This is a genomic window from Shinella sp. HZN7, from assembly GCF_001652565.1.
GTDB classification, from domain to species: domain Bacteria; phylum Pseudomonadota; class Alphaproteobacteria; order Rhizobiales; family Rhizobiaceae; genus Shinella; species Shinella granuli.
The window spans coordinates 55,806-73,877 of the sequence record NZ_CP015738.1 but is presented as its reverse complement, the minus strand read 5'-3'; the positions used below and the strand labels follow the sequence as shown (position 1 = coordinate 73,877).

General features: G+C 64.5%; 15 protein-coding genes. 7 read left to right on the top strand and 8 right to left on the bottom strand.

The window, feature by feature from the left end:
- Positions 1 to 16 precede the first annotated feature (16 nt).
- Complete coding sequence (locus shn_RS25590; RefSeq protein ID WP_064333368.1) at positions 17 to 1,075, top strand: iron ABC transporter permease; 1,059 nt, start codon at positions 17 to 19, stop codon at positions 1,073 to 1,075.
- Complete coding sequence (locus shn_RS25585) at positions 1,072 to 1,845, top strand: ABC transporter ATP-binding protein (protein WP_064333367.1); 774 nt, start codon at positions 1,072 to 1,074, stop codon at positions 1,843 to 1,845. Before shn_RS25590 ends, shn_RS25585 begins: the two co-directional genes overlap by 4 nt.
- A gap of 160 nt (positions 1,846 to 2,005) precedes the next feature.
- On the opposite strand, the gene shn_RS25580 is transcribed toward shn_RS25585, so the two are convergent.
- From shn_RS25580 to shn_RS25545, 8 genes are read right to left on the bottom strand one after another with little or no spacing between them, the layout of a single operon-like run.
- Positions 2,006 to 2,416, bottom strand: coding sequence for a helix-turn-helix transcriptional regulator (locus shn_RS25580; RefSeq protein ID WP_145926058.1), 411 nt, complete (start codon positions 2,414 to 2,416; stop codon positions 2,006 to 2,008).
- A 6-nt stretch (positions 2,417 to 2,422) separates the two neighbouring features.
- Positions 2,423 to 3,127: a PAS domain-containing protein gene (locus tag shn_RS25575; protein ID WP_084438492.1), complete on the bottom strand. Its 705-nt coding sequence runs from the start codon at positions 3,125 to 3,127 to the stop codon at positions 2,423 to 2,425.
- Positions 3,128 to 3,135: 8 nt separating this feature from the next.
- Positions 3,136 to 4,632: a sugar ABC transporter ATP-binding protein gene (locus shn_RS25570; RefSeq protein WP_064333365.1), complete on the bottom strand. Its 1,497-nt coding sequence runs from the start codon at positions 4,630 to 4,632 to the stop codon at positions 3,136 to 3,138.
- A complete protein-coding gene (locus shn_RS25565) occupies positions 4,629 to 5,705 on the bottom strand; it encodes a strictosidine synthase (protein WP_145926057.1) in 1,077 nt (358 codons plus the stop codon). The genes shn_RS25570 and shn_RS25565 overlap by 4 nt, the downstream gene beginning before the upstream one ends.
- A complete protein-coding gene (locus tag shn_RS25560) occupies positions 5,702 to 7,813 on the bottom strand; it encodes an SMP-30/gluconolactonase/LRE family protein (RefSeq protein ID WP_064333363.1) in 2,112 nt (703 codons plus the stop codon). The genes shn_RS25565 and shn_RS25560 overlap by 4 nt, the downstream gene beginning before the upstream one ends.
- 13 nt (positions 7,814 to 7,826) lie before the next feature.
- Positions 7,827 to 8,843 carry a sugar ABC transporter substrate-binding protein gene (locus shn_RS25555; protein WP_064333362.1) on the bottom strand — a complete coding sequence of 339 codons (1,017 nt, stop codon included), beginning with the start codon at positions 8,841 to 8,843 and terminating at the stop codon, positions 7,827 to 7,829.
- A gap of 38 nt (positions 8,844 to 8,881) precedes the next feature.
- The gene (locus shn_RS25550) at positions 8,882 to 9,898 is read right to left on the bottom strand and encodes an ABC transporter permease (protein ID WP_064333361.1); all 1,017 of its coding nucleotides are present in this window, start codon (positions 9,896 to 9,898) and stop codon (positions 8,882 to 8,884) included.
- The gene (locus shn_RS25545) at positions 9,898 to 11,223 is read right to left on the bottom strand and encodes a hydroxymethylglutaryl-CoA reductase, degradative (RefSeq protein ID WP_064333360.1); all 1,326 of its coding nucleotides are present in this window, start codon (positions 11,221 to 11,223) and stop codon (positions 9,898 to 9,900) included. Before shn_RS25545 ends, shn_RS25550 begins: the two co-directional genes overlap by 1 nt.
- A 114-nt stretch (positions 11,224 to 11,337) precedes the next feature.
- Between shn_RS25545 and shn_RS25540 the strand changes: the two genes are divergently transcribed.
- The 5 genes from shn_RS25540 to shn_RS25520 all read left to right on the top strand — a co-directional run bounded on the left by shn_RS25540 (position 11,338) and on the right by shn_RS25520 (position 18,071).
- Entirely contained in the window at positions 11,338 to 12,738 is a 1,401-nt protein-coding gene (locus tag shn_RS25540; protein WP_245337478.1) for a PLP-dependent aminotransferase family protein, read from the top strand.
- Positions 12,739 to 13,032: 294 nt separating this feature from the next.
- Positions 13,033 to 13,644, top strand: coding sequence for a hypothetical protein (locus tag shn_RS25535; RefSeq protein WP_064333359.1), 612 nt, complete (start codon positions 13,033 to 13,035; stop codon positions 13,642 to 13,644).
- 260 nt (positions 13,645 to 13,904) lie between these two features.
- Positions 13,905 to 15,548: a Na+/H+ antiporter gene (locus shn_RS25530; RefSeq protein ID WP_064333358.1), complete on the top strand. Its 1,644-nt coding sequence runs from the start codon at positions 13,905 to 13,907 to the stop codon at positions 15,546 to 15,548.
- Positions 15,549 to 15,879: 331 nt separating this feature from the next.
- Entirely contained in the window at positions 15,880 to 16,923 is a 1,044-nt protein-coding gene (locus shn_RS25525; protein ID WP_064333357.1) for an ABC transporter substrate-binding protein, read from the top strand.
- An 11-nt stretch (positions 16,924 to 16,934) separates the two neighbouring features.
- Complete coding sequence (locus shn_RS25520; RefSeq protein ID WP_064333356.1) at positions 16,935 to 18,071, top strand: ABC transporter ATP-binding protein; 1,137 nt, start codon at positions 16,935 to 16,937, stop codon at positions 18,069 to 18,071.
- The last annotated feature ends 1 nt before the right edge of the window (position 18,072 follow it).

The following is an 18,072-nucleotide window of genomic DNA, read 5'->3' as shown; positions in this document are numbered from 1 at the left end:
GCCGTTGGAAGAGACGATGGACCAGACGATCACGATGCGGGCCGGTGAACGATACCGCCGACGGATGATGCGCAACAGCCTGTTCGTGGGCGGCGCAATCCTGCTGCTGGTCCTGGCCATAGGGGTCGACGTCGGGGTGGGTCCCGGCTGGTACACGCCGGCCGAGGTTCTGACCGCCCTGCTTTTCCCGCAGGACGTGGCGCCGAAGCTCGCCATCATCGTCTGGGACGTGCGGCTGCCGGTGGCGGTGATGGCCGTCCTCATCGGCGCCATGCTCGGCATCGCCGGCGCCCAGATGCAGACGATCCTGCACAATCCACTCGCCGATCCGTTCACGCTCGGCATCTCCTCGGCGGCGAGCTTCGGGGCGGCGCTGGCGATCGCGCTCGGCATCGGCCTGTGGCCGGCGGGCGGCAACGTCTTCATCGCCCTCAACGCCTTCCTGTTCGCGCTCGGCACGTCGCTGGTGCTCTTCATGTTCACGCGCATGCGCGGTGTGACGGTGGAAACCTTCGTCCTGGTCGGCATCGCGCTCTTCTTCACGTTCAACGCGCTGCTGGCATTCATCCAGTATCAATCCTCCGAAGCGCAGCTTCAGCAGATCATATTCTGGATGATGGGGAGCCTGGCCCGGGCATCCTGGACAAAGATCGCCGTCTGCCTCGTCCTGCTCGCACTCGTCGTTCCGCTCTGCTGGGCGCGCAACGCGATGATGACCGCCCTGGCGATGGGCGACGACCGGGCGACCAGCCTCGGCGTGCCGGTCGCACGGCTGCGGCTGGAAATGCTGGCCTGCATTTCGCTGCTTGCGGCAACGGCGACCGCCTTCGTCGGCACCATCGGCTTCGTCGGCCTCGTCGGCCCCCATATCGCCCGCATGCTGGTCGGCGAGGACCAGCGGCATTTCATCCCGGTCTCGGCTGCCGCGGGCGCCGTCATCCTTTCGGTTTCATCAACCGCATCCAAGGCGATCACCCCCGGCGTTATCTACCCGATCGGCATCATCACCGCCCTCGTCGGCGTGCCATTCTTCCTGAGCCTGGTGATTTCGATCCGGCGGGAGACCTGGCGATGACCCTCGAAATAAGCGGCCTCCGTTTCGCCTACGGCACGAATGTCGTGTTCGACGCGCTACATGCAGCCCCGTTTCAGAAAGGCGAGCTGACGGCCTTGATAGGCCCCAATGGTGTCGGCAAGTCATCGTTGTTTCGATTGATGGCAGGCTTGCACAAACCTGCCGAAGGGAAAATCCTGCTGCATGGAACCGACACGTCGCTGTTGCCTGACAGACGTCGGTCAGAGAGCATCTTTCTCCTGACGCAGCATACTGCGATGAGGGCCGCGCTCGCCGTTTTTGACGTCGTCCTCCTCGCCAAGAGAGGATGGCAAGGTGGAAGAGCGACCAGCAGTGACATCGCTCACGTTGAAGAGACCCTGGATCTGCTCGGCATCGAATTCCTGTCCGATCGTCTTGTCACCGAATTGAGCGGCGGCCAGCAACAGCTTGTGGCCCTGTGCCAGGCCCTGGTACGCAACCCGCAAGTCCTGTTGCTCGACGAGCCGACGAGTGCGCTCGACCTCCGCCGTCAACTGGAAGTCCTGCGCTTGATACGAAACGTCACGCGGGAGCGCCAGATCATTACGTTCGCGGCCCTGCATGATCTCGCACTGGCAAGCCGCTTCGCCGATCGTTTCGTGCTGCTGCACGAAGGCCGTGTGGCGGTTGACGGCAATCCCGAAGAGGTTCTCCGCAACCCCCTTACTGGCAATGTCTATGGCGTACGTTTGGAGATCGACAGGAACGCCAATGGAAGCCTGGTCGTCAATGCGGATCTGACATCATAGGGAAGCTTGCCCTTCCACCATGCCACAACCGCTGCCTTGCCGACCTGCGCCTGATGGCATCACCCATGTCATGACCGACCGCGTTCCCATTCCGGCCCGTGCCGGCATCGCGCTTCTGGCCGTCTGGCGGCCGAACGGCCGTGAACCCGGTGGCATGGTTTCAGCTCTTCGGAAAAGCATGGATATCCACAAATGCTTGTCGCTTGGCGCCCATGCTTGCCAATGGAGCGTTCTTCGACAATTTCACGCCTATTCCCATCGACGACGAGGTGAGGATGATGCCATGTCGCAATAGCGCAGCGGTGATGGCGGAGATCGTCGTTTCCTTCAGGTGTCCCTCGCCCGTTTCATAGCGGCGAATGGTGGCACATGAAACGTCGGACTCCTGCGCGAGCTCATCCGCCGACCAGCCAAGCATCGCCCGCGCCGCGCGGAGCTGCTGCGGCTGCAGGACGGCATCGCCGTCGTTGAAGGAAACCGCATCCTCCAGGCGCCATGTCTCCTGGATCGTGCCCAGCCACTCGATCGGCTTTTCCCCTTCAAAGCGGACGGGCATGCCGCGCAAGGTCACCTGTCTTTATTCCCCGTCCCTGTAGCGCAGGCGATAGGAAACGGTATAAGGCGAGGCCGCGCCAATGGAGGACGACCATTCCTCGACGACGCGCTGCCGGTCCTCGGAGTGAATGGCTTCGGCCCATCCGCCGCCGCATATTTCTGCCTCGCTTTGGCCGGTAATCTCCTTCCATCCTTTGAGGTCGAGGATGGAGCCGCTCGCATCCGCCACCCAGAAGATTTCCCCGGTCATCCTCACCAGGGCCTCGAGCCGCGCGCGTTCGCGCACCACCGCGGCCCGCGACCTCCGTTCCCTGGTCACATCCTCCACGACGCCGACGACGAGATCCTGCGGACCGTCGTTCTGCTTCACCTGATCGATATCGACGCGTATCCAGCGAGAGGCGCGGTCCGCATGCACCAGCCGGACCTCCCGCGAGACCGGCATGCCCGTCCTGGCAAGCGGGAAAATCGATCGGAAGTCCTCCTGGTCATCGGGGTGAACAAGGGAAATCCAGGTCCCCAGGCTGAACCCTTCGTCCGGCGCGAGGCCCATGGCCTTGAAGAACCCCCGCGTCGCCCGGATCGCGCCGGTCGCCATATCGGCATTCCAGAAGCCGATGCTCGTGAACCGTTCCACCATCTCGATATAGTGGCGTGACGAAACAAAGTTCGGCGGTTTTGCCGGCATGGCTGTCCTCGTTTGCTTATATGTCGAGTGGCCTTCCATCGTCTCCCTCAGTGCACCGCCGCATACATGATCTTTTCCTCCGTCGCCTCCTCGATCGACATCTCCTCCACGATGCGCCCCTGCTTGGCGACGAGGATGCGATCGGAGATGGCAAAAATTTCCGGCAGGTAAGAGGAGATGACGACGACGGCGCCGCCGGCATCGGCGAGTTGCTGGATCATGGAGTGGATTTCTGCGATCGCACCGACATCGACGCCCCGCGTCGGCTCGTCGAAGATGATCAGCTCGGGGGCCTGGATGAGGCTTTTCGCGATCACGACCTTCTGCTGGTTGCCGCCCGAAAGCTCGACGACCTTCGCATCCTCCCGGATCGTCCGAATGTTCAGCCGCTCGACCCACTCCGCCGCCTCGCGGCGCGCCTGCGACAGGGTGACGACCGTCGCCGGGTTGGCACCCTTGAAGAGCTTGCCGAAAAAGATGTTCTGGGCGATCCCCGCCGTCTCGAACAGCCCGTCGAGCTTGCGGTCCTCGGTTATGTAGGCGACACCGCGGCTGATCGCATGCCGCGGCACGCCGAAACGAACGCTCCGGCCGTTCAACCGGACGCTTCCGCCGTGGAAGAAGTCGCGCTTGAGGATACCGGCAGCGATCTTCATCATTTCCGTCCGGCCCGCGCCGACCAGGCCGAACATGCCGGTCACCTGGCCGGCGAACACTGACATGGTGGCGCTGCGCACCGCCTTGCCCATGGAGACGTTTTCGAGCGCCAGCACCTTCCGGCCGGCCGGCCGCGCCCGGCGCCGGGAAGGGGAACCATAAAGCTCGTCCTTGAGTTTTCGGCCGACCATGGCCTGGATGATGCGGCCGCGGGTGAAGTTCTCCGCCTCGTCTGTGACGATGCATTCGCCGTCGCGCAGGATGCTGATACGGTCGGCGATCGCCAGCGCCTCCTCCAGGGCATGCGAGATGAAGACGATCGAGCAGCCTTCCGTCTTGAGACGCTCGATCAGCGCGAAGAAGTGCTGCTTTTCCTCGGGTGTCAGCGCAGCAGTCGGCTCGTCGAAGATGAGGACGCGGGCATGGCGCTGAAGCGCCCGGGCGATCTCCACCATCTGCTTCTTGGCCGCGCCGAGGGAGGAGACGAGCGCCGTCGGCTCGACATGGAAGCTCAGGCGCTGCAATTGCTGCTGCGCCCGGATATTGACGCCGCGCAACCGGTTGAAGAAGGCCTCCTCCCCGAGGAACAGGTTCTGCGCCACCGTCATCGACGGGATGAGATTGGTCTCCTGGAACACCATGGCGATGCCGTGCGCGAGCGCGTCTGCCGGCGAAGCGAACATCCGCGGCACGCCCTCCACCAGCATTTCCCCGGAGGTCAGCGGATAGAGGCCGGCGAGCACCTTGGTCAGCGTCGACTTGCCGGCACCGTTCTCGCCGAGCAGGGCATGCACCTCGCCGCGGCGCAGGGTGAAATCCACGTTGCGGAAGGCCGCGACGCCGCGAAACGCCTTGGTGGCATTCCTGAACGCGACGATATCGCTCATGCCGGCACCTCGCCGGCAAGATCGAGGCGAAGAAGCGTTCCGGCGCCGCGCGAGGCCGCGTAGAGCACGTCATCGACCTCGACGACGGAGGCGATGCCGTGCATCCTGCCGTCGGCGCGGGAGTGGTAGCTTTCAAGCGGCGCCATGGTCCGGTCGAGCCGCACGACCATGCCGTAGGAACGCGACGGCGCCCAGGGCTTCATGCTGCCCATCTGCCGCACGGAACCGGCCTGCAGCGGCAGCGACCCGTCATTCCCGCTGGAGAAATCCGGCCCGATCCAGGCCTCGGGCGGAATGGTCGCCATCATCTCGCGGCGATAGTCGCTTTCCCGCAGGACGAATTCGGTCAGTTGCCTGCGGGGCGCGAAGAGTGCAAGCCAGTAGCCGCCGTCGCCGGCGGGAGACAGACGGGCGGGATAGGCAGGCAGATCGTCAAGTTGCACCGCGCGCGATTGCGGTTCGACGATACGGTGGCGCCAGCTTTCCGACACGAGGAGATTGCCTCCCGCATCGAGGGCCAGGCCGTAGGGGAAGGCCAGGCCGTCGCAGAGGATATCCGTCGTCCCGGTCGGGATGCGATGGCGGATCACCGCGCCGCTCGCGCCATGGCTCATCAGGTCGCGTTTCCAGGCGGACATTGCATGCGCCTGCGATCCGACGGCCAGGGCGACGGTCTCCTCGTCCACGAAGAGGGCCGCGGTGATGCAGTCGGCATAGCGCTGCTCCAGCCGAAGCAGCCGCCAGCCGTTCCCCTCGCCGCCGATCTCGACGCCGATGCCCTCGACGGCCACGGCGAGCCTGCCGCGGGGCGAGCCCGCGACCGCGGTGATCGGGCGGCCGAAGCGGCGCAGGTTGTCGGCGCGCCCGGCCTGCAGGTCGATGCGCAGCAACCTGTCGGCGCTGCTGCAATGGAGTGCACCGGCCGCCAGGGCCAGGTTGTCGATGCCGGGCAGGTCGAGGATGCGCGTGGCATCATCGAGGCGGCTGTTCGGCTTGAACACGCCGTCCATCGGCGGCACACTCAGCCCGTCCTCGCCGCTACGGCCGAAGATGCGCGAGAGAAATCCCATCACGTCATCCCCCAGTAGTCGCGCTGCGCCGTCCAGGCGGGGTCCGTATCCGGAAGGCGGATGCGGCCGATGCGGTTGTTGGAAACGCCTCCGAGATAGAGGTAGCCCTTGTGCTCGCAGGTCGAGGTGATCGACGGATGGTTCTCGCCGGCCGCGTCCCACAGCACGTCGAGAACCGCGCCGTTTTCCGCGATCCGCATCACGCAGCCGCGGTTGACGTTCGGAAACAGCCATTCGTCGGCGGCGATCCGCCGCGCCATGCGCCGGCGAAAGGCCGGCTTGCGCATGGCAAGGTCGAATGTCGGCGTCCTCAGGCCGAGGAGCGCGATCCAGTAGGTGCCGTTCGCGCCGCGGTTGATGTTGTCCGGATAGCCGGGAAGATCGGCCAGGACGACCTCCCGCCGACCCTTGTGCGGCCCGTCGAACCAGTAGCGCGAGACCCGGCAGGCCCAGGTCTCGGCAAAAAGCAGGGACTGGCCGTCGCGACAGATGGTGATGCCGTTGGGGAAGATCAGGCCGCCGAGGACGGTCCGCGTCCGGCCCGTCGCCGGATCGTGGCAGATCAGGCGGCCGTTGCCGCGCCCTTCCAGCGCGTCGAGTATCCAGTCCGCCATTTCGTAGCGGATCGTCGCCTCGCTGAAGAAGATGCGTCCGTCCGGCGCGATGTCGAGATCGTCGGGCAACCTGAGCCGGGAATCGTCGATGACGGAGAACCAGCTCCGGTTGGTCTCGTCCGTGACGCAGGAGACGGCGCCTTCCGGATTGACCCTGTATACGCCCATGCCCCCGACGCATGCCAGAAGATCGCCGTTCTCGGCGAAGGCGAGGCCGAGCGGATGTCCGCCTATCCGCGCAAAGACCTCGCTTCTGACATAGTCGGGGGCAAGGAAACGCACGATCGTGCCATGCCGTGTCCCGGTGTAAAGATTGTCCTGCCCGTCGAGGACGACGTCCTCCGGTCCTTCTACCGCGCCGAGGCCGATCAGCTCGACGTCGCGAAGGCGATCGTTGAGCGCAAACGGGTCGTCCTTTGTCCGCGCCCGTTCGGGAAGGTCGAGATAGGCGGGAGAGACATAGACCTTGCTGAGGATCTTGCCGCGGTTCTTCACCCATTTGGCATCGAAGAGCACGGCCAGGATCAGGATCACGCCGAGCAGGAGCTGGTTGACCGACCCGGGCGTCGAAAGCCGGATGAGGCCGTTGGTCAGGATCAGCACGAGGGTCGCCCCGACGATCGCACCGCCGACGGAGCCGCGCCCGCCGCCGAGCGAAACGCCGCCCAGCACGACCGCCGTCAGCACGGCGATCTCCAGGCCGATGCCCGTATCGGCGCCGGTGCTGCCGAGGCGGGCGGAAAACAGGAAGGCCGCGATGGCGGTCAGCAGGCCGGAGGTGACATAGGCCAGGCACACCGTGCGCTTGACGTTTATGCCGGCATTGTAGGCCGATCGCCGGGCACCTCCGACGGCGCGCAGCCGCCAGCCCGGCCGCAGCCGCGAGAGCGTGACGTGGATCGCGACGGCGATCACGGCGAAAATCACGAAGGAGACGGGAAGGCCCTGGACCTTGCCGAAGCCGAGGTAATCCCAGGCCGCCGAATCCGGCGTGCTGCCGACGATCGCGCTCGCCAACCTTGGAAAGACGATGTCGTAGAGGGCCCGGAAGATGACGAGCGTCACGAGCGTGGTGATGAAGGCGCGCAGCCGCAGATAGCCGATCAGCACGCCGTTCAGCAGCCCGCAGGCACCCCCGGCGGCCAGCGTGATCGCAAGTGCCGCCGGAAACGGCAGGCCGAGCACGTTCATGCCGACCAGCGCGGCGAGAACGCACAGCGCGAACATCGAGCCCACGGACAGGTCGATGCCGCCGGACATGATGACGATCGTCAGCGCCAGCGCGATCAGGCCGAACTCGGCGAGCTGGCGCGCGAGGTCGGCGATGTGGCCCGCGCCCAGAAGGCCGGGGATCAGGAAGGACATGATGCCGATCGTCACCAGAAGGGCGACCACGGGGATTGCGGCATCGATCCAGCTCTTGGACAGGACCTCTCCCACCAGGCGGCCGGAGAGATATCTGTACCGGAAGCGGATCAACGCGTTCCTGCCTGCCATTGCCCCGTTCACCCTATTTCAGATCGTCGAGCGTCCAGCAATTGCGCTGGTTGACGTTGTCCTTGGTGATGAGCGTCAGCGGATTGAAATAGATGGCCTTGCTTTCCCCCGCCGCCCCCTCGGACATCAGCAGCCGCACGATTTCCTGGTTCAGGAGATCGCCCTGCAGCGGCACGTTATAGCTGATGTAGAGATTGAAGAGGCCCTTCTCGACATTCTCGCAACCGACGCTGTTGCCGCCGCCCGAGGTGACCAGAAAGACCTGGTCGCTCTTGCCGGCTTCCTTGATCGCTGATGCCGTGCCGGTATCCTGATTGTCCCAGATGCCGATCGCGCCGCACAGGTCCGGATGCTGCTGCAGCACGGTCGCCATGATCGAGCGCGCCTTTTCCGGATTGTATTCCGTCGCCTGCTGCGAGACGACCTGGATATCGGGATGGGCGTCCAGCACCTCGTAGATGCCGTCGAGTTGGAAGACGTCGGAGGCCGCCGTCGGCACGCCCGTATCGATCGCCACCTTGGTGGAAACGCCCTTGCCCGCGTCACATCTGGCGACCACCGCCTCGGCCGCCTTCCTGCCGATCTCCGTCCAGTCGGCTCCGACATAGGAATCGGTCGTGGTGTTGGATTCGAGATTGATCTGGACGATCTTGATGCCCTCGGCCTGCGCCTGCTTGAGAAGGCGCGCGTAGGACTGGATATCGGGATTGTGGATCACCATCAGGTCCGGCTTCTCGGTGATCAGCGACTGGATCGCCCGCGTGCCTGCATCCGTGCTCCAGGCCGGATCGCGGATCTCGAAGCCGTAGCCGAGCCGCTCGGCCTGCCTGCGCATCTGCGCCGCCCAGCCTTCCGTCAGGTCGAAGCCCATCGAGAGCGGCACGAACACCACCTTCTTGTCCTTGAGCGACGTATGGAACGCGGTGCTGCGCGGATTCTCCAGTCCCTTGTCCTGTGCCACCGCCCAGCCGAGGCCGGCGGCGAGTACCGCTGCGGCGAGCGCCGTTCTCTTCACAAATGCGCGTTGCATGATCTCCTCCCGGTTTGAACGTTCCATGGTTGGTGGTGCTACAGATCTCCTTGCTGCGACGTCTGCTCGTCGCGCGGATTGACGATGGAATCGACGACGATCGCAAGCAGCAGGACGATACCCTTGACGAGGTTCTGGACCGTGTAGTCGATGTTGAGGATGGTCATGCCGTTGAGCAGGATGCCGACGAATACTGTGCCGAGAACGACGTTGCGGACCGAGCCGTGGCCGCCGTTGAGGCCGATGCCGCCGAGCACCACGACCAGGAGGATGTCGTAGATCATCGTCGAATTGAAAAGGCGCGCGTTGATGGCCGCGGCCGACGACGCCAGGATCAGGCCGGCGAGATAGGCGACGAAGGCGCTGATCGCATATTGCGCGACCGTCATCGGCCGGAAGGGCACGCCCGTCACGCGCGCGGCATTGGGATTGCTGCCCATCGCATAGAGCATCCAGCCGAAGCGGGTGCGGCTGAGCACGAGGTGGAAAAGGCCGCACAGGGCGGCGAAAAAGACGACGGTCGTCGGAATGCCGAGGACGTTTCCCTGGCCGATGACGCTGAACCAGTCGGTGTCCGGCGGCACGTTCTGCATCTCCAGTGTGAAGAAGAACGTCCGGCCGGTGCCGTAGATCACCGACCCGGCGGCGAGCGTGGCGAAGATCGGCGGCACGTCGCCGAACGCGATCAGAACGCCGATGATCACCCCCGCAGCGATCGCGAAAACCGCGCCGATCAGAAGCGCGAGTTCGAAGGAATATCCGGCCCGCGTGATGACGAACGCCCAGGACACCGAGACCACCATGGTCGCGATCATCGAGACGTCGATGCCGCGGGCGATCACGACGAGCGCCATGCCGAGCGCGAGAATGCCGAGGATGGAGACGCTGCGAACCAGCACCAGGAGATTGCCGGTGCTGAGAAAGCCCGGCAGCAGGATCGCAAACAGCACGAAGGCGAGGACCGCCAGCGAGAAGACGATGCCCTCCTGGCTGCGTAGCAGCCTTGCGTGGAATGGCGGCCGGTCGTCCTTCCTGATGATCGCGGGCCTGGCCATCAGTTCGAAGCCCCCCCGTTTCGCATCGTTTCGAGCAGTTCCCGGGCACGGTCGACGCGGACGTCGTGAGCGGCCGCGAGCGCGGCTGCGACCGTGCCGATCTCGTCCCCGCTCGCACCGGCAACGATGGCGATGTTGCGGGCGTGCAGTGCCATATGCCCCTTCTGGATGCCCTCGCTCGCAAGCGCGCGAAGCGCCGCCATGTTCTGCGCCAGGCCAACGGCGACCGTCACCTCGGCCAGTTCCTGGGCGCTTTCGACCCCGAGAATCTTCAGGGCCGCGCGGGCGCCCGGATGGGTGCGGGTCGCGCCGCCAACGAGGCCCAGCGCCATCGGCATTTCAAGCGTGCCGACGAGGTTGCCCTTCGCATCGATTTCCCAGTTCGTCAGCGAGCGATACCGGCCGGAACGCGACGCCCAGGCATGGGCCCCGGCCTCGACCGCCCGCCAGTCGTTGCCGGTCGCGACCACCACGGCATCGACGCCGTTCATGATGCCCTTGTTGTGGGTCGCGGCGCGATAGGGATCAACCGCCGCGAAAGCGCTGGCCTCGACGATGCCCCGCGCCACCTGCCCGCCCTCATGGTCTTCCGTTTTCAGCGCATCCGGCGTCACCGCCACCATGGCGCGCGCCAGGCGCAGATCGGCGAAGTTGGAGAGAATCCGCAGCCGCACGACGGCGCCGGTAATGTCCTCGATCATCGGCGCGACGCTTTCGGCCATCGTGTTGACCGTATTGGCACCCATGGCGTCGCGCACGTCGACGATGAGATGAACGACGAGCATCGGGCCCACCGGCGTCTCTTCGAAGACATGGACTTCGACATCCTTGCAGCCGCCGCCGAGCGAAACGAGGACCTTGTCCCTGGCATTGGCCGCGGCGATGATGGCTTCGCGCTCCCGCAGGATGCGCATGCGGGCTCCATGGGGATCACCGACCCCGAGCACCTGGACCTGTGCCCGCATGACCGGCGCCGTGCTCGACGTGCGAAAGCCGCCGCAGGCGCGCACGATGCGCGCCATGTAGGACGCCGCCGCCACGACCGACGGTTCTTCGACACTCATCGGGATCAGATAGTCTCGGCCGTTGATGGTGAAATTGGTGGCGATGCCGAGCGGCAGCGTGAACGTGCCGATGACGTTCTCGATCATGCCGTTGGCGAGAGCGGACGGCAGGCCGCCCCCGCCGATCGCCTGCTTGTCGCACGCATCGAGCGGGACCTCGTCCGCCACGCGGTCGAGCCTTTCGGCAGGGGAAAGGTTTCGCAGGTTCTCCAGGCGCGAGTTGACGCCCGGATGTGTCCTGCTTTGTTTCCCTTCGACCAAGGTCGCTCCCTCCCGCGCCGCCGAATCCCATGTAATACTTATGAGCCTCTTGACACCTCAAATAAAAGGTACAGTTGTCCGATATTGTCCCAAACTGTACCAGTGGAGAGCAGCGTGGCAATCAAAGGCGTATCCGAAGCGCACGTTCCCACGCGCGTGACGTCCATCGCGGGAAAGCTGCGTGAGGAGATCGTCTCGGGCGTACGCGCGCCAGGCAGCCGGCTGCCGTCGATCCGCAAGGCGGCAGCGGAATTCGGCGTGTCGAAGAACACGGTCGTCGAGGTCTATGACAGGCTCGTCGCATCGGGCCATATCACCGCGCGGATGGGGTCGGGTTTCGTCGTGACTTTCGCAGACACTGCCGATCCGGCTTCGCGGCCGAGGCATGTCGCCGAAGCCGTCGACATCGCTTCGCTGCTGAACGCCCAGCTCGAACAGGATTTCCAGATTCGCGTGGGCGACGGCAGGCCGCCACCGTCCTGGGCCGAGCAATCCGAAATCAAGCGCTATCTTGGCTCCTATGGCAGGGCCCTGTCGGCGGATGCCGACAGCTACGGGTCCGCCCTGGGCTTCATGCCCCTGAGACAGCAACTCGCGCGTCGGCTAGGCTCCCAGCAGGTGCATGCCGCGGAAGACAACATCCTGCTGACATTCGGGGCAAACCACGCCCTCGACCTCGTCATCCGGGGCATGCTATCTCCCGGAGACACCGTGCTCGTCGACGAGCCCGGCTATTATCCGCTGTTTGCCAAGCTGAAGCTCGCCCAGGTCCGGGCCGTCGGCGTGCGCCGGACGCCGGACGGCCCGGACGTGGACGACTTCGCCGCAAAGCTTGCCACCGAGCGACCCAAGCTCTTCTTTACGCAATCCCTCGCTCACAATCCCACAGGCAGCTCCCTGACGGTCCCGGTTGCTCACGCCGTTCTTACCGCAGCCGGCAAATACGGCCTACCCATCGTTGAAGAGGATCCTTTCGCCGACCTGCCGACCACATCCGACAACAGGCTGGCCACGCTCGACCAGTTGAACCTGGTCATCTCGATCGGAACCTTTTCCAAGACGCTCTCGGCAAGCCTGCGATCAGGTTTCATCGCCGCCAGAACGGACAGGATCGCCGCGCTGGCGGAGCTCAAGATGCTGACCACGGTCAACAGCTCGGGGCATATCGAAAGGCTGCTGCACCGTGTGATCAGCGACGGACATTACGACCGGCATCTCAAGCGGTTGGGTCATCGCCTCACCGCCGCCTCCGACCTCGTTCAAACCAGACTGTCCCATGGCGGCCATCGGGTCTTCTCCAGCGCAAACGGCGGCTATTATCTCTATCTCCTCCTGCCGGAGGGGACCGACGACATCGAGTTGGCACGCGAGGGAGCCAAGGAAAGCATCTTCATCGCCCCCGGCAGCGTCTTCTGCATCGACAAGAACGCACCTCTTGCCAGAGGCATCCGGATCAATGTGGCGCGCGCCAACGATCCGCGATTTTACGATTTTCTTCTGCGCAAGCTTCGATAGGCGCTCCATCGGTTCGATCGCATGAGGTCTGAGGTCCCCCGTCGATCTTCAGTTTGTCCGGATGCTGGAGCGGGTCAATCTGTGCAGCAACAACGGCCAGGGCTCGACAGGTCACGAAACGCCAAGTGCAGATGCCGGGTTGCGAGCCTCTCGAGTGGCGAATATGCTCCGCCTGGGGCACAACGCCGCTCAGTTCACGAGCATAGCCATGGCGAAACGCACTCGCGTGAACCTAATGATGCATCCTCGTGCGATGCGAAACCAGGGTGGTCGAAAAGGATTTTTAGCAGCCCCATGGCAGCAACTCTCGACTTTCTCACGGTCATTGCAACTGCGCTGGCAATCCAGCCTGTCGATCTTCCGCACCTGATGCCCTTTGGCGTCTCCCAGAATGCACGGCCCTCGGAGTTCAGATGCGAGCCGCTTGCGGAAGGGCCGCCAGATGCTACGGGCCAATATGTGTGTCCAGCACTTCCCCGGCCCGCCCCTGATTACGAGGAGTACATCCTTGCCTTCGTCCGGAACGTCGGCGTTTGCAATCTGGTGGCCATCACACCCTACACCGAGGACGACGATCAGGGCACTTTCACACGCAATCTATTTGCCGGGATCACCGCCAAAATGACGGAGGAGCTTGGGGAGCCGGACGAAGAAGTTGACGTCGCACACACACCCGCCGCAGGTAGCGACCTCTTGTTCAAGCACACCGTCATGGCCGAGGAACGCCAGATATTCAATCAATGGAACGACCTTCGCGGGCGGTTTCAAGACCTGCAGTCCGCCAGCGTCGCCCTGGTCGGCGACGAGGAGTACGGGCTTGCCATCTATAGCGCCTATCGTTTCGTCGGAAACGATGATTGCATGCGCCAGATGGAAGAGACAACAGGTCTGTCGACCGATCGATAGTCGTCCTGGAAGAGCGATTTGCGAAGCATCCGCCCGCCGTCAGCGGCAACGGCCGGCCCTATAAGCCTCGTGCCGCCGGCACGGCCGCTGCGATGGCGGAGGAGGTGCGCGGAAGGCTCCAGCTTCAGGTCGAAAGTGCAAACATACAGATAACCGGTATGGACGGCTTGACCATCAAAACCGCCGCTTTCAAACTTGGCGAGACCAGCGGCCCGCGAGATTCCGTGAAATAGCCGCCGATCCGCAAGCAGGGAGAGTGCATGGAGAATATCGGTATCGCGCTGATCCTGCTGCTGGCGGTGGTCGTGAGCGGAACGCTCGCACGGCTCTCCCCGATCGCCATTCCCCTGCCGCTGGTGCAGATCGCGCTGGGCGCGGCGATTGCCGGCGTCACGGGATCCGGGGTGGCGCTCGAACCGCACATCTTCTTCCTGCTTTTTCTTCCGCCCCTTCTTTTTCTCGACGGCTGGCGCATCCCCAAGGAAGGATTGTTCCGCGACAAGGGCATGATCCTCGAACTCTCGCTCGGCCTCGTTGTCTTCACCGTGATCGGAATCGGCTTCCTCATCAACTGGATGATCCCGTCGATGCCGCTGCCGGTCGCCTTCGCGCTGGCGGCCATCGTTTCGCCCACGGACCCGATCGCGGTCTCGGCGATCACCGCCCGCGTGCCCATCCCGAACCGCCTGATGCATATCCTGGAAGGGGAATCCCTTTTGAACGATGCCTCGGGCCTCGTGTGCATGCGCTTTGCCGTTGCTGCCACCCTCACCGGGGTCTTTTCGCCCATTTCGGCGTTCGGCACCTTCCTTTGGCTTGCGCTCGGCGGCATCGTCATCGGCGCCGGCATGACCTGGATCGTGATGAAAGCCAAGGATACCCTCTCCCGAAAGCTCGGCGAGGAGCCGGGCTCGCAGATCCTCATCAGCCTGCTCATTCCCTTCGGCGCCTATCTGCTGGCGGAAGAGTTTCATTGCTCCGGCATCCTGGCGGCCGTCGCCGCCGGGATCACGATGAGCTATGCAGAACAGACCGGCCAGACCCTTGCCGTGACGCGTGTCCGCCGCACCGCCGTCTGGGATACGGTGCAATTCACCCTGAACGGCATCATCTTCGTCCTGCTCGGCGAACAGTTGCCGAGCATCGTCGCCGGAGCGGCGCAGGTCGTCATAGATACCGGCCACCATGAACCGATCTGGCTGGCGGTCTATGTCGTGGCGATCAACCTCGCCCTGGCGCTGCTACGCCTGCTCTGGGTCTGGATATCGCTGCGCTTCACCCTTTATCGCGCCGCAAGGCAGGGGCGAACGGTCGCCAGACCGGACTGGCGGCTTGTGGTGGCAATGTCGGTAGCCGGAGTGCGCGGCGCCATCACGCTGGCCGGCATCCTGACGCTGCCGCTCGTCCTCGATGACGGAACGCCGTTCCCGGCGCGCGATCTGGCCATTTTCCTGGCCGCGGGGGTCATCATCGCTTCGCTCGTGGCCGCCAGCATCGGGCTCCCGTTCCTGCTGCGTAATCTGGAACTGCCGCCGGAACCCGACCATCAGCGCGAGGAGGATGCCGCGCGCATCGCAGCGGCGGAAGCGGCGATCAGGATGATCGAGAGGTTGCAGCACGAACTGGGTGAAGGGCGAGGTAACGTCGACTTTTATGCCGATGTCGGAAGCCGGCTGATGGAACTCTACCGCCAAAGGATCGACACCCGCTCCAAGACCGGCGATGAGGCCGAGCAGGTGAAGCATCTCGAAGAGATCGAGCGGCGGCTGCGCCTTGCCGGTGTGAGGGCAGAGCGAGACGAAATCTACCGCCTTGGGCGCGCCCGCAAATTGTCCGACGAACTCGTGCGAAAGCTCGTACGCGAAGCTGATCTCATGGAAGCCCGCTATATATCCGCCGGATAAAGACCAGGACGTCGTTGCCGGTCTCCATGAACTGCCCGGGGAGGCAGAGATGGTGCAGCCCTCCATCAGCGCCGCGCGTATCTTGGTATTGCGCACGACCGCGGCGAGCTTGTGGACGATGCCGAGAGATCGGCCCGAAAGCGCGCGGGTCCGCGAGCTGCGACTTCAAAAGAAATGGACGATCGCGAGAGCCGATAAGCAGCGCTCATGTCCGCATGACACCTACTTATTTGCGCCGCAGCATGGCGCAACATAGGCTTTCCCCATAGCCCGCACACAAGACGGGCGCTGCGACGGGTCCATCAAATCTGTCTCCAGAGAGGAATTTTCCATGTTCAGGACACGCATGTTTCTGGCAGCGACGACGCTTGCCTATGGCCTGGCGCTCGGTGCGGCAGTCGCCGCCGAGCCGATTTCCGTCATGAGTTTCGGCGGCGCCTATCAGGAGGCCCAGCGAAAGGCGGTGTTCGGCGCCTATGCCGAGGAAACCGGCCGGCCGGTCTCCGAGCAGGAATACGGCGGCGAGATCGCCAAGATCAAGGCGATGATCGACAGTGGCAACACCACCATCGACGTGGTCGACGTCGATGCGCCGACCCTGCTGCAGGGCTGCGACGAGGGCATTTTCGAAACGATCGACTGGGAGAAGATCGGCCCGAAATCCGACTGGCTCGCCGGCACCACCTCGGAGTGCGGCGTCGGCACCATCGTCTATGCCACCATCCTTTCCTACGACGAGGACAAGCTGGCGACGCCGCCGACGAAGCTTGCCGATCTCTTCGACCTTGCGAATTTCCCCGGCAGGCGCGGCCTTTGGAAGAACCCCGCGACCAATCTCGAATTCGCGCTGCTGGCCGACGGCGTCGCCCCGCAGGACGTCTATGCGACGCTCGCCACGCCCGAGGGCCTCGACCGCGCCTTCGCCAAGCTCGACACGATCAAGAAGGAGATCGTCTGGTGGGAGGCGGGCGCGCAGGCCCCGCAGTTGCTCGCCTCCGGCGAGGTGGCCATGACGACGGCCTGGAACGGGCGCATCTTCAACGCCAACAAGGAGGGCCGCAATTTCGGCATCGTCTGGGACAACCAGATCCTCGATTCCAACTACTGGGTCATCCCCAAGGGCGCGAAGGACATGGAAGGCTCGCTCGCCTTCATCCGCTTCGCGGTCGAGCCGAAGGTGCTGGCGGGCATCGCGAAATACATTCCCTACGGCCCCGTCCGCACGACGGCCGCCGCGGAGGTCGCGCCGGAAGACGCGAAGAACCTGCCGACCAGCCCGGACAATCTGACGACCTCGCTCACCCTCGACAACGCCTTCTGGGCGGACCACGGCGACGAGATCCGCAAGCGCTTCACCACCTGGCTTTCCAACTGAGGAGCGGTCGGATGAACACGATGACGCTGGAAAGGGGGCGCCTCGACGAGGCGCCGCCGACCGCAGACGCGGCCGAGACCATGGTCGCCTTCGAGCGCGTGCAGAAGACCTATGACGGGCGCACGCTCGTCGTCGAGGACCTGAACCTCGCCGTGCGGCGCGGCGAGTTCCTCACCATGCTGGGCCCTTCCGGTTCCGGCAAGACGACGACGCTGATGATGCTCGGCGGCTTCGAGCAGCCGACGAGCGGGCGCATCCTGCTTGGGGGGCAGGCCGTGGAGCGCCTGCCGCCGGAGCGCCGCGACATCGGCTTCGTCTTCCAGAACTATGCGCTCTTCCCGCATATGACGGTCAGGGAAAATGTCGGCTTCCCGCTGCGCTATCGCGGCGTGAAGGGCGCCGAGGCGGGCCGGCGGATCGAGGAGGCGCTTGCGCTGGTCAAGCTCACCGGGCTTGGCGAGCGCCGTCCGGCACAGCTTTCCGGCGGCCAGCAGCAGCGCGTGGCGCTCGCCCGCGCCATGGTGTTCAACCCGAAACTCATCCTGATGGACGAGCCGCTCGGCGCGCTCGACAAGCAGTTGCGCGAGCACATGCAGGTCGAGATCCGGAAGATCCAGCAGCGCCTCGGCATCACCATGGTCTATGTGACGCACGACCAGTCGGAAGCCCTCACCATGTCCGACCGCATCGCCGTCTTCCACGAAGGGCGCATCCAGCAGCTTTCCGACCCGGTGACGCTCTACGACCGGCCGGAAAACCGCTTCGTCGCGGACTTCATCGGCGACAACAACACGCTTTCCTGCGAATTCGCCGGCACGGAGAACGGCCGCAGCGTCGTGCGGATGCCGGACGGAACACGGCTTCTTGCGACCGGGCCTTCCGGCCAGGCGCGATCCGACCTCACGGTCTCGTTGCGGCCCGAGCGGATCGGGCTCGACAGCCCGGACCGCAAGAACGCCGAAAACCGTATTGCGGCGCGCGTGCTCGACAGGACCTTCCTCGGCGACCGGGTGCGGCTGACGCTGGAGGCCTTCGGCAGCGAGCGGCTCGTTGCCTCGGTGCCCGCGGCCGAGGGCGCGGCGATCCTGCCGGGAAGCCGCATCGCGATGGCCTGTTTTGCCGCCGACTGCCGAACGCTGACGAGGTAGC